This is a genomic window from Brucella pseudogrignonensis, from assembly GCF_002252525.1.
Classification (GTDB): Bacteria; Pseudomonadota; Alphaproteobacteria; order Rhizobiales; family Rhizobiaceae; genus Brucella; species Brucella pseudogrignonensis.
On sequence record NZ_NNRM01000053.1, the window covers coordinates 233702 to 246998 of the forward strand.

Genomic DNA, 13297 nt, shown 5'->3' on the forward strand with positions numbered 1-13297 from the left:
AGTTTCATAAATTCTTGAAATTCAACGTTTGTTTGTCCATTATGTGACGGGATTTGTTTAGGGAAATCAAATGATTGTACCTAAAATCGGCAAAATATTTTCTGAAGACGAATACTTCAGTTAATTTAACCCTTAGTGCCATCACGTATGAATCTGCGCCAATCTTTGACGCTCAGATCAATTCAGAAACACAGTAGGCGCTTTCCTAAGCACGGTTTTCATTTTATGATGGTCGGCTTCCATCCACGAGCAAAGCCCATCGACATTGCTAGGCTGGCGTACTCGATCTCTTTGACGAGGAAGTCTCGGTCTTTCAACAGTGCTTCTATTGCCGCTCGCACATCGCCTTTGTGATAAGCCAGCACCAATTCAATCTCGTCGTCGTATCCATTTTCTTGCGCAACCGCATTCATTGTCCTGCTCCGTTAAAGCAGACACACTCGCCGCCAGACGTGTCCATATATTACTATGTTCTTATTTTGTTCACTGCGCTAAAAGAGTCAAGCATGTTGCGTTCCATGTTGCATGGATTTGCCGAGATTTCTTGTAACTGGTTGTAATTGCAGGGAATCTATTTGCAACAAGACGCGACATGAAAACAGATCTTAATAAGTCCGCGAAAAAGATTAAGTAATTGTTTTTGTTGGATAATTTTTTGGAGGCCTCACCCGGAATCGAACCGGGGTGCAAGGATTTGCAGTCCTCTGCGTAACCACTCCGCCATGAGGCCTTCCGAAAGAGGACTGTCAAATCAGTCAGCACTCTCTTGAGCAGTTCCAATATTGATCCAGACACACTTCGTCAAGCCGTTACCAACGATTGAGTCATTTTTCTCCAGCACTTTCCAAAAGATGCTTCAATACAGGATTAATCATCCGGGTCACGATCTGATGGTGTTTGCGGTCTGGCGAGATTGCCCTTAGAAAATGTGTAGCCGGTTTCGACCGCGTTGCGCCCGAACTTGTTACGCAGACGGTCGATGGCGCTTTCAGCCACTGCGCGCTTTGTAGCTTGAGTATCAACAAGGTCTGGCGGATCTGCACGTTCATCTGATGAAAGTTCGCTTACCCCGATGCCGAGTAGACGGAATCTGGTTCCGTCCAGTTCCTTATCAAGAAGCTGCAGGCCGGTGCGGAAAATGCGGTCGGCAAGTTGGGTTGGATCGGCGAGCTGCCGATTGCGCGTTCGTAGTTTGAAATCTTGTGTCTTGAGCTTAAGTACAACGGTGCGTCCCGCGATATCCCCAGCCTTTAGCCGCTGCGAGACCTTCTCTGATAGAGCGCGCAGCACAGGAACCAGATCAGTGGCCTGAGAAAGATCCTTATTGAAGGTGGTTTCTGCTGAAACACTCTTCATATCGTGCTCAGGTTCGACTTTACGGCTGTCCTGCCCGCGTGAAAGCCGAAACAGCCGCTGCCCCATCGTGCCGTAAGCCTTCATGAGTGTGCCTTCATCCATCGTCTGAAGCTGCCCAATGGTGCGAATGCCATCACTTTCTAGCTTTGCATTAAATGATTTTCCGACACCCCAGATCATGCTGACAGGCTTGTCGCGAAGAAAATCCAGCGCTTCCATTTCACCAATAACGGAGAATCCGCGTGGCTTTTCGAGATCGGACGCAACCTTTGCGAGATATTTGCAATAAGATAGCCCGACAGAGATCGTGATTCCGATTTCAGTTTCGACACGCTTGGCAAACCGCGCCAGCACCATGGCCGCGAGCGCTCGGTGAAGACGTTCAGTGCCGCCCAAATCGAGAAAAGCCTCGTCGATAGAAATAGGCTCGACCAGCGGCGTCAGTTCGCGCATCAGTTGCCGAACTTCCTTGCCTACCTGGGAATATTTTTCCATGTTGGGTTTGATGACAACGGCTTGTGGGCAGGCTTCCAAAGCCTTGAACATTGGCATGGCAGAGCGCACACCATGAATGCGTGCAATATAGCAAGCGGTCGAGACGACACCGCGTGTTCCACCACCGATGATGACCGGCTTATCGCGTATATCGGGATTGTCTCTTTTCTCGACTGAAGCATAAAACGCATCGCAATCCACATGAGCGAGCGACAGCTTGTAAAGCTCAGGATGACGTACAAGGCGAGGGCTTCCGCAGGTCCGACAACGCCGAGCTGATTCCAGCTTTTGCAGCGACAAACAATCGCGGCAAAAGCCTTGCTCCGAGCGGTTTATAGCGAGTTGATCAGCCATGGCAGCGTGTGTTTGTATGAACATAAAAGGAACATCGCCTTATAGCACTAAAGCGAGCCAATGCCATCGATACTCTGTCACCCTGTCAGCTGTGCCCTTGACATTGGCAAGGATATCACCAAGTTTAGTGTTATGAACAACCGCTTTGCTTCCATACTCCATCGGGTTCAACCGATCACGGGATAGCAACCCTCGAGGCCTGCCTTGCGCAGAGGGCTCCGGGGGACGGGTTGCCGCTTGGCTTCAAGCGGAATTGCTAAAAGCGCTTTCATCCAAAATTCAAGCAAATGCTCCAGCCGGGATTCGGTGCGGAGAACAATTATCCTTAGACAGCAGTGAGCTATCGTCATGAGCGAAAAGAATCGCAAGAAGCCAAAGATCGTCGTCAGCGATATTGACCATGAGCGCCTGACAATTCTGGCCGGCAACGTCTCCGAAAAGTTGGAGGAAGTGGCTGAGGAGTTGATGCAGGAACTCGATCGCGCAAAAGTTGTGCCGCAGAAAAAACTGCCGGCAGACGTCGTTCGCATGGGCTCGACGGTAGAGTTTCGCTCAAACGATGGGCATGAACGCAAAGTAACGTTGGTTTATCCCGGCGAGGCAGACATTGCTCAGGGCAAGATTTCTATTCTAACGCCAATCGGCACTGCTCTTATTGGCCTTACTCCGGGCCAGTCCATGTCGTGGACTGCACGCGACGGCAAAGCCCATGAGCTGAGCGTCATCAGTGTGATAAACGCTGAAGCGGTCAGCGCTGCATAATTCTGCAGGCTGCAGGCGAGAAAGCCCCGCGAGACGGGGCTTTTTTCAAAGATGATGATTAAGGCCACCTGGCAACAGTGCCATGGCCTTTTCTATAAGGGCAGGATCGCGTCCCGTTTCTTCGCAAAAGCGTATCAATGTTGGTTCATGCCCGAGAAAGAATTGCAGAACGCCTGCGAGAAAGCCCGGTTCCTGTGCTGCAGAGCGAATAGATGACGCTTCAATGCCGGTGAGTGCGAGAAAACGCGGCAATAGATCCTTGTCTTGAGCCAACCACACAAGCGCTTCGACTGCTAGGTTTTCCGCGTCGGTTTGGCTTAACAGCGTCTTCATATGGCCTCTCGAATTAACTCGTTGTTTTTACGTGATTTTATGCAGAAAAATCGCTTTCTGCCGTTTTTAGGAAAGCTTTAGACTGTGGCCTTTGTTTAATCGCCTAAAGTCTTAACGACAATGCGGGATTTGGCGAATATTTGCCTTTCGTCAATGAAATGCGCTTAAACTATAAGGGAGCTATATGGGTAGGACAAACAAGACAGCCTTGTTTTACCTCGGGAAAGATTAAGGCCAGGGAATATTCGATGACGAAAAGTGTCATGATCGTCGAGGACAACGAACTCAATATGAAGTTGTTTCGCGATCTTATCGAAGCCAGCGGATATGAAACCATCAGGACACGCAACGGTCTTGAGGCACTTGATCTTGCGCGCGAACATCGTCCCGATCTGATTTTGATGGACATTCAGCTTCCGGAGGTATCCGGTCTGGAAGTGACCAAGTGGCTTAAAGATGATGAGGAATTGCGGCATATTCCTGTGATTGCGGTGACGGCCTTCGCAATGAAAGGCGATGAGGAACGCATTCGGCAGGGAGGCTGTGAGGCCTATATATCCAAGCCGATCTCGGTACCGCGGTTTATAGAAACCATAAAATCCTACTTGGGTGACGCTTAAACCTTTTCGATTTGGGGAATCTCGCAAGGGTGAGAATTTGGGGGGCTGGCTGATATGACTGCAAGAATTCTTGTCGTTGATGCTGCAGAATCAAATGCAAAGCTGCTCGAAGCGCTGCTCTTGCGCGAATATTACGAGGTCGTAACCGCTAATAAAGGCGCGGAGGCGATCGAGATTTGCCTGGGCGGGCAGATCGATGTGATTATCCTTGATGTCGTCATGTCAGATATGGACGGCTTTGACGTTTGTCGTCGCCTGAAAGACGACCCGCGCACCACCAATATTCCGGTTGTGATTCTAACTGCTCTGGATAGTTCTGAAGATAAGATCAAAGGGCTTGAGGCCGGTGCGGATGATTTCCTGTCCAAACCCGCGCAGGATCTTCAGCTCCTTTCACGCGTGAAAAGCCTCGCACGTCTTAAAATGGTTTCGGATGAGCTTTTCCAACGCACTGGAACTGTCGCTGACACAGAAGTTGAAGCTCTACTCGTGACCAAATTATCCGGGCGCTTTGGCGGCGGGGAAGATGCAGCACGTATTCTGGTGGTGGATGAGAATGAACTGGCAGCAGCACGGTTGCGCCTCATCCTCGGCGAGGATTATTTCGTCGATGTCGCACATGACGCAAATGCGGCTCTCATCAAGGCGATTGAGAATGATTACGACAGCATCGTCATTTCGGCAGATTTTACCTATTACGACCCATTGCGATTATGCTCACAGATACGCACAATCGAGCGCACACGGCTTGTTCCGATCATTCTGATCGTCAATGAAGACGAGGGAGCTTTGGTCGTTCGTGCGCTTGAACTGGGCGTAAATGACTATGTGATGCGTCCGCTTGAGAAACTGGAGCTTTATGCGCGGTTGCGTACCCAGATCAAGCGCAAATGCTATAATGATTTGCTGCGTCAGAGCTTACACCGCACAATCACAATGGCGGTAACTGACAGCCTCACCGGGCTGCATAACCGGCGTTACCTTGATACGCACATGCCAGTACTCTTGTCGCGCGCTACAGGGCGCGAGAGGCCGCTTTCGGTCATCATGATTGACTTCGACCATTTCAAACGCGTCAATGACAAATACGGGCATGACGGTGGCGACGATGTTCTGCGAGAATTCGCTGCGCGGCTGCGTAAAAAGATACGCGGCATGGATGTCATGTGTCGCTATGGTGGCGAAGAATTTGCCATCGTATTACCGGATACTGATTTAACAGCTGCCACAGCGGTAGCAGAGCGCATTCGCGAAGCTGTTGCCGAAGCGCCGTTCCTCATCATTGGTGGTAAGCACAAGATCAATATGACGATCAGCATCGGTATTGCCGGGCTACGGCTTATGGGTGGAGATACTGCTGAGGCACTTTTTGCACGAACGGATGCAGCACTTTATGAAGCCAAGAAAACAGGCCGGAATCGCATCGTTCTTTCCGCCGCCTGATTAGGCTCTCCCAAATAAAAAAGCCGTCTCTTGGGAGACGGCTTTTTTGATTCCTGCCAGTAATCTGGCGTCGGAAACGAATTACTTGATCTTCGTTTCCTTGAAGTCGACGTGCTTGCGCGCAATCGGGTCGTACTTGGTCTTTGTCATCTTTTCCGTCATCGTGCGGCTGTTCTTCTTCGTTACGTAGAAGAAGCCGGTGTCAGCGGTCGACAAAAGCTTGATCTTGATGGTCGTAGCCTTGGCCATATCGAAATACCTGCTCTTTCATGATTAAACCGCTGCGAGTCTGTCCAATTGGTCAGAAGCGGAAATTCGGCGCGACACTACGGATTAAGGGCGAAAAGTCAACCCCGCTTCTTCCTTTGAACAAGTCTTATCGCAGCAAAGAGTGCAAAAGCTGCAAAAAAGACGCCCAGAGTCAGTGGAAAGCCCTTGGGTCCAGCCATATCCATACCCACGCCAACGGCCTGTGGGCCTGCCAACATGCCGATGGCATAGCAGAAGATGAAGGCGGCATTGGCTGATGCAAGCTCGCGACCGGTGAGTTCTGAACCAAGATGCGCAAGCCCGACAGTGTAGAGACCCGCAACGACACCGCCCCAGAGGAACAGCACAGCCGCCATCAGATACCAGTTCTCCATCAGATAGGGCAGGGCCATCATCCCGGCGAGACCCGTAACGGCGCAGAACAGCAACAGTTTGCGGCGGTCCGAAATGCGGTCGCTGATGATTCCCAGCGGTATCTGCATCAGGACATTGCCAAGACCGATCATCGTCAGCAGCAGGGCTGCATCGCCTTCGTCATAGCCAACACGGGCGCCAAAGACCGGGAACAGGGCGAAACCGCCAGTTTCAACTGCGCCAAATACGAAGACTGCCATCGTTGCCGTCGGTACGGCAAAAATAAACGGCAGAAAGGGAACGTGTTCGCCTTCCTCGAAATCCGGGCTGTCGCGCCATGCGACAACCACCGGAATGATGGCGATCAAGATGATGGCGAAACCGACATAGAACGGCAAACCACCCGCGCTGCCGATCTTTGAAAAGAGCCAAGGGCCGAGCGCAAAGCCGAGCGAAAGCGAGGTTGCGTAAATGCCGAGCACAAGGCCACGTTTTTCAGGCGGAGCTGAGGCGTTGATCCAGTATTCCGAGAGAACGAAAAGCACTGTCAGCGCAAAATGCAGGACGATTCGCAGAGCAAACCATGCCCAGAGTGGCTGAAAAAAGTGAAAGCCCAGAAATGCGACGCTGCCAATCAAGAGCATCAGAACAATTGCCTTGGCCACACCGAGGCGGGCGGCAATGGGTGCTGCGAGCGGTGCGGCAACAATGGATGCAAGACCTGCGACTGCAGTGTTCGCACCGATAAGGCTGGCTGAGTGGCCGCGGCTTTCAAGCAGAACGCTCAGAAGCGGAATACCGAGCCCGATCGCTGCACCCATGGCGCTGATCGTGGCGATTGCCGCTGCAAGGGAACGCCAATGCATCTGGCCCTGGGTGTTCCCGCCGTCTGGTTCCTGGGGGATGATGTCGGCAGGATAAACTTCTTTATTCATTAGGTCAGATCACTTCGCGAACAAAGCGGCCATGCCGCTTGCTGTATTGCACCACTGGCAGAGTGGCTGGCAGTTCAAGCCGGGTTTCCGTCAGCAGCATTTGCGCTTCTTTCAGAATTGTCTGAGTAATACGGGCGACGTCCAGTTTATCAACTTCATCGACGGCCACCCAATCCAAATCTTGTAGTTCTCCACTGGGAACAAGTTTCTGGCTTGCCAGTTCCGGCAGGCTGTCACGGAAAGCAATAAAAAAGCGCGTGTCGAAACGACGTACATTTCCGGGGGGAGTGATTGCACGGGCGAAATAGCGCAGGTCTCCCAGCGCAGGCAGCGCACCACCTTCCAGAAATGCCAACCAGTCCTTGTTTGCAGGATAATTGGCACCGTTTAATGACAAGGCGTTTTCCGCCCCGGGACGCGCGAGTTTTAGCCCGGTTTCTTCAAATGTTTCGCGAATGGCACAGAGCCCAAGCGCTCTTGCGCGGCGTTGTGAAGCGCGCGCACCCATGCCAGATACCAGCTTCTGCGTGTCATCGGAGCTGAGCTCGGAGGCAGCGCCAATGCTGCCATCGATAGGATCGGCTCTGCCGCCAGGGAATACGTATTTTCCGGGCATGAACGCGAGAGACGGATGGCGTCTGCCCATCAGAATGCGGGGGACGCGTTCCGTGCGGTCAATAAGAAGCAATGAAGCAGCATCGCGCGGGCGAAGCGGCAGCCTTGGTGTATGCGTTGTGGCGTGTGAAGGGGATGTCACGGGGATGAACCCTGTCAGGTGACGTCGCCGTAATCACCTTCGCCCTGACCGCCGAAACCATGCATGAACAGCGCCCACTGAAGGCCGATGGTTGCGCCTTTGATTGGCTGCAGCATGAGAAGCGACAGGATGACGGTCATCGGTCCCCAGATAGCCATATGCGCCCAGAGCGACAGGTTCGTGGTTGCTTCAACGCCCATGAAGGCGCCAACGACGATGTGGCCAACAACAAGGATTGTCAGATAGGCCGGAAGGTCGTCTGCGCGCTGCTCGGTGTAATCTTCACCGCAGACAGAGCAGCTATCGACAGGCTTTACAAAAGCCCGAAACAGCTTGCCTTCGCCGCAATGCGGGCAGCGGCACTTAAATCCGCGCCACATCGCCTGACCCAGATCGCGGGTCGGGCGTGCAGTTTTCTGGCTTTCACCACCGAAAACGTGGATCTGACTATCTGTGGAATTGGCCTCTAGCGTGCTCATCTGTGACCTTTTCTCTTGGAGCGCGAAACGCCTGCCGGCTTTCCTTTGCGCCCGCGCATCCCTTTGCTTGCCTTGTGATGCGAACGCGTCGACATCGGCAAGGAATGCGGTTCCGAAACCATCTCAAACCGAAGCGCACCCGCGACAGGGAGCGCTTCTACCAGTCTAACCGTTACATTGTCGCCCAGACGGAAGCCTTTTCCGCTTTTTTCTCCGGCGAGTGCATGGTTTGCTTCGTCATACAGATAGTATTCATTACCCAAAGTTGAAATGGGGACAAGTCCGTCTGCGCCATATGTCGCAAGGGATACGAAAAGCCCGGCTTTTGTGACACCAGTTACGCGTCCCTCATATTCATCACCAAGATGCGCTGCGAGGAAATGGGCAATCAGGCGATCAACGGTCTCGCGCTCTGCAAGCATCGCACGGCGTTCGGTCGAAGAAATGAGCGCCGCAGTTTCTTCCAGATGCGCTTCTTCATCGGTGGTCAGACCATCCTTGCCAAATCCCAAAGCCTTGATCAGAGCGCGATGCACGATCAAATCGGCATAACGGCGGATCGGCGAGGTGAAATGCGCATATTTGCGCAAATGCAGTCCGAAATGGCCGATATTATCCGGGCTGTAGATTGCCTGGCTTTGCGTGCGTAGCACCACCTGATTGACCAGATCTTGATGATCTGTTCCATCAACAGCTTCGAGAATACGGTTGAACTGCGCTGGCTTGAGAGCAACACCTTTGGCAAGGTTAATTTCAAGCGTGCGCAGAAACTCCCGCAAGGATTCCTGCTTTGCCAGTGCCGGTTCATCGTGGATACGGAAAATCAACGGCTGACGATGTGCCTCAAGCACTTCAGCGGCAGCCACATTGGCCTGAATCATGAACTCTTCGATGAGCTTATGGGCGTCCAGTCGTTCAGGCACGATGACCTTGTCGACCTTACCATCAGGCCCGAGCAGGATTTTCTTTTCCGGCAAATCCAGCTCAAGCGGCTCACGCGCATCGCGACCGCGTTTGAGTGCGCCATAGGCGGCCCACAGCGGCTTGAGGATCGTGTCCAGAATAGGTGCAGTCTTCTCATCCGTTGCGCCGTCAATCGCAGCCTGTGCCTGCGCATAGGCAAGCTTTGCAGCCGAACGCATCAGAATGCGATGGAACTTGTGCGACTTCTTATGTCCGTTGGCGTCAAACACCATGCGGACGGCAAGTGCTGGACGATCTTCCAGTTCACGCAGCGAGCATAGATCGTTGGAAATGCGCTCTGGTAGCATAGGTACAACCCGGTCGGGGAAGTAAACCGAATTGCCACGCTTCAATGCTTCGCGATCAAGCGCCGAGTTGGGGCGCACATAGGCTGCCACATCAGCTATCGCAACGACGACCACATGACCGCCGACATTGTCGGGATCAGAGTCCGGCTCCGCATAAACGGCGTCATCGTGATCCTTTGCATCTGACGGATCGATGGTGAGTAGCGGCAGCTCGCGCCAGTCTTCACGACCGTCAAGCGTTGCAGGCCTTGCAGCTTCTGCTTCGCGGATCACATCATCGGGGAAGATATGCGGGATTTCATGCTCGTGAATGGCGATCATCGACAGGGCTTTTTCGCTGTCGATTGAACCCACCACCTGTCGCACCTTGCCGCTCGGCAAGCCATAGCGACGAGACGACGTCAGTTCCACCTCAACCAGATCGCCACTTTCCGCATCGGCAAGCGACTTTGGATCAAGCTGTACTTCCGGCTGCTTGCGATTGACTGGCTCGAGCCGCCATTCGCCATTGCTGAGCTTGCGCAATACGCCGAGTACCGCGTTGCTGCTCTGATCGACAACCTTGATTACGCGCGCGGAATACTCTGGACCGTCATTGTCCTTGTTGCGGAAAATCTTGGCCAATACCCGATCGCCAACACCGACTGCCGGACCATCGGACGACTTGTTGAGGCGGGTTCGGCGGATAGTGACGACTGGCGGCTTGCCGTAGTTTTCTTCGTCCCATTCAGCCGGGCGTGAGATGAGTCCACCGTCATTGTCACGGCCGATAATGTTCAATACGGAGATCGGTGGCAGAGTGCCGGGACGGGAGAGGCGACGGGCACGCTTTTCAAGCAGGCCTTCATCACCGAGTTCACGCAGCAGATCCTTGAGATAGACGCGTGCATCGCCCTTGATATTGAATGCCTTGGCCAGATCGCGCTTGCCTGCGCGGTCCGGGTTCTCTTCAATAAACTTGAGAACCTCGTCACGCGTCGGCAGGAAGGAGGTTGAATCTCCTGCCTGTGCAGCTTCTGATTTTGCTTTAGCAGCACGCCGTTCGGTCCGTGCGGATCGTCCGGTATCGGGTTTGGGGAAACGACGCGCCAATTCTTACTCCTCTGCCGCCTTCGCCTTTGCTTTGGAAGGGGCTTTTTTCTTCGCCGCCGGCTTCTTTGCAGCAGCTTTTTTCGGTGCGGCTTTCTTTTCGCCATCTGCGGCCTTGGCGGCAGATTTGCGGGCAGGAGCCTTCTTTGTCTTTGTGCTGCCAGCTTTTGCGGCAACGAGTTCCAGCGCTTCTTCCAGCGTCACACTGGCTGGGTCCTTGCCCTTTGGCAGCGTAGCATTCACCTTGCCCCAGTTGACGTAAGGACCGTAACGACCGTCACGAACGGTGACTGTGCCACCATCTGGATGATCGCCCAATGTCGCAAGGGCTGCAGGTGTCGAGCGGCCACGACCACCCTTCGACTGTTTATCCGCAAGGACGGAAACAGCGCGATTGAGGCCCACCGAGAACACTTCATCAGCGTTTTCGAGATTGGCAAACGTGCCATCATGGCTGACATAAGGACCATAGCGACCAATGCCAGCAGAGATCATCTTGCCGGTTTCAGGATGCTGTCCAACATCACGCGGCAACGACAGCAGCGCCATTGCTTTTTCATGATCAAGCGTATCGACCGTCCAGCCTTTTGGCAGGCTGGCACGCTTGGCTTCCTTGCCTTCGCCCCGCTGGACATATGGGCCGAAACGACCGGTTCGCGCGGTGATTTCTTCACCGGTGAATGGATCTTTGCCCAGCTGCTTCGGTTCGTCGGAAGCTGCTGCTTCTCCGTTGCCTTCACCGCCCAGCTGACGGGTGAACTTGCACTCCGGATAATTCGAACAACCGACGAACGCGCCGTATTTTCCGAGCTTCAGCGAAAGCTGGCCCGTGCCACAAGTTGGGCAGGTGCGCGGGTCGCTACCATCGCCGCGATCAGGGAAAGCAAGCGATGAAAGCTCTTCGTTGAGCGCATCCAGAACGTTGGTAACGCGCAGTTCCTTGATATCATCAACAGAACCGGAGAAGTCCCGCCAGAAATCACGCAGCACGTCTTTCCAGGAAAGCTTGCCATCGGAAATCAGGTCGAGCTTTTCTTCAAGGTCCGCTGTGAAATCATATTCGACATAGCGTTTGAAGAAGCTTTCAAGGAACGAAATAACCAGACGGCCCTTCGGTTCCGGCATGAGCTTACGCTTGTCGATGGTGATATATTCACGATCACGAAGCGTTGCGAGCGTCGCTGCGTAGGTCGATGGACGGCCAATGCCGAGCTCTTCCATCTTCTTGATGAGCGATGCTTCCGAATAACGCGGTGGCGGCTCGGTGGAATGCTGCGTGGCGTCGATTTTTTCGCGCGCAATCGCCTCACCGGAGCGGATTTCAGGCAGCTTTGCGCTGTCTTCATCCTCATCTTCTTCTTCGCGGTGATCCATATAGGCCGCGAGGAAGCCGTCAAACTTCGTAACCGAACCGTTGGCGCGCAGCATGGCCGAACGCGAACCATTGGTTGCTTCGATGTCAGCGGTTGTGCGTTCAATGTCGGCAGCCTGCATCTGGCTCGCGATAGCGCGCTTCCAGATCAGCTCGTACAAACGCGCCTGATCTTCATCGAGATAGCGGCGCACTTCTTTCGGATGGCGCGTGAATTCCGTCGGACGGATCGCTTCGTGCGCTTCCTGAGCGTTCTTAGCCTTGCTCGAATAGTAGCGCGGCTTTTCCGGCACATATTGTGGACCGAAGCTCTTCCCAATCGCATCGCGGGCGGCAGTGATGGCTTCGGGGGCCATCTGCACGCCGTCGGTACGCATATAGGTGATCAGACCAGCGGTTTCTCCGCCTATGTCCACGCCTTCATAAAGCCGCTGCGCAACTTGCATGGTGCGCGATGCCGAAAAGCCGAGCTGTCCTGATGCCGCCTGCTGAAGCGTCGATGTGGTGAATGGCGGGCCGGGATTACGCTTGGTCGGCTTGGCTTCGACAGAAACTGCCTTGAAGCTTGCGCCTTCCAGCATGGTACGGATGGCCGTTGCCTGCTCTTCATTCTTGATGTCGAGCTTGCCGAGCCTCTTGCCGTCAACCGCAGTCAAACGAGCCGAGAACGCATCGTTACGCGGTGTTTTAAGCGAAGCGGCGATATTCCAGTATTCTTCGCGGATGAAGCGTTCGATCTCGGATTCGCGGTCGCATACGAGACGCAGAGCTACCGACTGAACACGGCCTGCCGAACGAGCCCCGGGCAGCTTGCGCCACAAGACCGGTGAAAGCGTAAAGCCAACGAGATAATCGAGTGCACGACGAGCGAGATAGGCATCGACCAGCGGCTCATCGATATCGCGCGGATTTGCGATAGCGTCGAGAACGGCTTTCTTGGTGATGGCGTTAAACGCGACACGCTTGACGGTCTTGCCCTTCAAGGCCTTTTTCTGGTTGAGCACTTCGAGTACGTGCCACGAAATGGCTTCCCCTTCGCGATCAGGGTCAGTTGCCAGAAACAGACCATCACTGTCCTTCAACGCTTTGACGATATCCGCCAAACGCTTGGAAGAGTTGCTGTCAACTTCCCAGGACATTGCAAAATCTTCATCCGGACGGACAGACCCATCCTTGGCTGGCAGATCTCGCACATGACCAAACGAGGCCAGAACCTTATAGTTCGACCCGAGATACTTGTTGATAGTTTTGGCCTTTGCAGGCGATTCGACGACAACGACGTTCATTACAACAGCCCAGATTCGCGATGTTTACGGGTAAGTTATCCCTGTATCGCGTTCAAATAGTTGCCTTTCACATGAACAGCGGTTTGCGTTTGGTCAAGAGCTAGACGGTAAAAATCGTCAA

At 53.6% G+C, this 13297-nt stretch carries 12 protein-coding genes and 1 tRNA gene; 3 read left to right on the forward strand and 10 right to left on the reverse strand.

Features of this window, described 5'->3' with window-relative positions; all coding sequences use genetic code 11:
* Positions 1-218: 218 nt before the first annotated feature.
* From CEV34_RS26345 to CEV34_RS26355, 3 genes are all read right to left on the reverse strand, one after another.
* Entirely contained in the window at positions 219-413 is a 195-nt protein-coding gene (locus tag CEV34_RS26345) for a CUE domain-containing protein (RefSeq protein WP_007878609.1), read from the reverse strand.
* A 243-nt stretch (positions 414-656) separates the two neighbouring features.
* Positions 657-730 (reverse strand) — tRNA-Cys (locus CEV34_RS26350).
* Between the two features lie 137 nt (positions 731-867).
* Complete coding sequence (locus tag CEV34_RS26355; protein ID WP_007878610.1) at positions 868-2205, reverse strand: DNA polymerase IV; 1338 nt, start codon at positions 2203-2205, stop codon at positions 868-870.
* A gap of 348 nt (positions 2206-2553) precedes the next feature.
* On the opposite strand from CEV34_RS26355, the gene rnk reads away from it, so the two are divergent.
* Positions 2554-2967, forward strand: coding sequence for a nucleoside diphosphate kinase regulator (gene rnk, locus CEV34_RS26360; protein WP_007878612.1), 414 nt, complete (start codon positions 2554-2556; stop codon positions 2965-2967).
* A gap of 45 nt (positions 2968-3012) precedes the next feature.
* Here rnk and CEV34_RS26365 read toward each other — a convergent pair whose 3' ends face one another.
* Positions 3013-3300 carry a DUF3572 domain-containing protein gene (locus CEV34_RS26365; protein ID WP_007878614.1) on the reverse strand — a complete coding sequence of 96 codons (288 nt, stop codon included), beginning with the start codon at positions 3298-3300 and terminating at the stop codon, positions 3013-3015.
* A gap of 248 nt (positions 3301-3548) precedes the next feature.
* On the opposite strand from CEV34_RS26365, the gene CEV34_RS26370 reads away from it, so the two are divergent.
* Positions 3549-3920 (forward strand): response regulator, encoded by a 372-nt coding sequence (locus tag CEV34_RS26370; RefSeq protein WP_007878616.1) that lies wholly within the window; start codon positions 3549-3551, stop codon positions 3918-3920.
* Positions 3921-3974: 54 nt separating this feature from the next.
* Positions 3975-5363 carry a PleD family two-component system response regulator gene (locus CEV34_RS26375; RefSeq protein ID WP_007878619.1) on the forward strand — a complete coding sequence of 463 codons (1389 nt, stop codon included), beginning with the start codon at positions 3975-3977 and terminating at the stop codon, positions 5361-5363.
* Between the two features lie 81 nt (positions 5364-5444).
* Here the strand turns inward: CEV34_RS26375 and rpmG are convergent, their stop codons facing one another.
* The 6 genes from rpmG to topA all read right to left on the reverse strand — a co-directional run bounded on the left by rpmG (position 5445) and on the right by topA (position 13176).
* Positions 5445-5612 (reverse strand): 50S ribosomal protein L33, encoded by a 168-nt coding sequence (rpmG, locus tag CEV34_RS26380; RefSeq protein ID WP_007878621.1) that lies wholly within the window; start codon positions 5610-5612, stop codon positions 5445-5447.
* Between the two features lie 98 nt (positions 5613-5710).
* Entirely contained in the window at positions 5711-6853 is a 1143-nt protein-coding gene (locus tag CEV34_RS26385) for an MFS transporter (RefSeq protein ID WP_007878622.1), read from the reverse strand.
* Between the two features lie 73 nt (positions 6854-6926).
* Positions 6927-7538, reverse strand: a complete 612-nt coding sequence (locus tag CEV34_RS26390) for an NUDIX hydrolase (RefSeq protein ID WP_328589893.1) — start codon at positions 7536-7538, stop codon at positions 6927-6929.
* 155 nt (positions 7539-7693) lie between these two features.
* Positions 7694-8158 (reverse strand): DUF983 domain-containing protein, encoded by a 465-nt coding sequence (locus CEV34_RS26395; RefSeq protein ID WP_007878633.1) that lies wholly within the window; start codon positions 8156-8158, stop codon positions 7694-7696.
* Positions 8155-10521, reverse strand: coding sequence for a ribonuclease R (gene rnr / locus CEV34_RS26400; RefSeq protein ID WP_007878634.1), 2367 nt, complete (start codon positions 10519-10521; stop codon positions 8155-8157). Before rnr ends, CEV34_RS26395 begins: the two co-directional genes overlap by 4 nt.
* Before the next feature lie 3 nt (positions 10522-10524).
* Positions 10525-13176, reverse strand: a complete 2652-nt coding sequence (gene topA / locus CEV34_RS26405; protein ID WP_007878636.1) for a type I DNA topoisomerase — start codon at positions 13174-13176, stop codon at positions 10525-10527.
* Positions 13177-13297: the final 121 nt, after the last annotated feature.

What these genes read in the sequence shown, in the direction of transcription:
- CEV34_RS26345 (WP_007878609.1), bottom strand. Translation starts at nt 413, where the DNA reads ATGAATGCGGTTGCGCAAGAAAATGGATACGACGACGAGATTGAATTG.
- CEV34_RS26370 (WP_007878616.1), top strand. Translation starts at nt 3,549, where the DNA reads ATGACGAAAAGTGTCATGATCGTCGAGGACAACGAACTCAATATGAAG.
- CEV34_RS26395 (WP_007878633.1), bottom strand. Translation starts at nt 8,158, where the DNA reads ATGAGCACGCTAGAGGCCAATTCCACAGATAGTCAGATCCACGTTTTC.
- rnk (WP_007878612.1), top strand. Translation starts at nt 2,554, where the DNA reads ATGAGCGAAAAGAATCGCAAGAAGCCAAAGATCGTCGTCAGCGATATT.
- CEV34_RS26365 (WP_007878614.1), bottom strand. Translation starts at nt 3,300, where the DNA reads ATGAAGACGCTGTTAAGCCAAACCGACGCGGAAAACCTAGCAGTCGAA.
- CEV34_RS26385 (WP_007878622.1), bottom strand. Translation starts at nt 6,853, where the DNA reads ATGCATTGGCGTTCCCTTGCAGCGGCAATCGCCACGATCAGCGCCATG.
- rpmG (WP_007878621.1), bottom strand. Translation starts at nt 5,612, where the DNA reads ATGGCCAAGGCTACGACCATCAAGATCAAGCTTTTGTCGACCGCTGAC.
- topA (WP_007878636.1), bottom strand. Translation starts at nt 13,176, where the DNA reads ATGAACGTCGTTGTCGTCGAATCGCCTGCAAAGGCCAAAACTATCAAC.
- CEV34_RS26375 (WP_007878619.1), top strand. Translation starts at nt 3,975, where the DNA reads ATGACTGCAAGAATTCTTGTCGTTGATGCTGCAGAATCAAATGCAAAG.
- CEV34_RS26355 (WP_007878610.1), bottom strand. Translation starts at nt 2,205, where the DNA reads ATGGCTGATCAACTCGCTATAAACCGCTCGGAGCAAGGCTTTTGCCGC.
- CEV34_RS26390 (WP_328589893.1), bottom strand. Translation starts at nt 7,538, where the DNA reads ATGCCCGGAAAATACGTATTCCCTGGCGGCAGAGCCGATCCTATCGAT.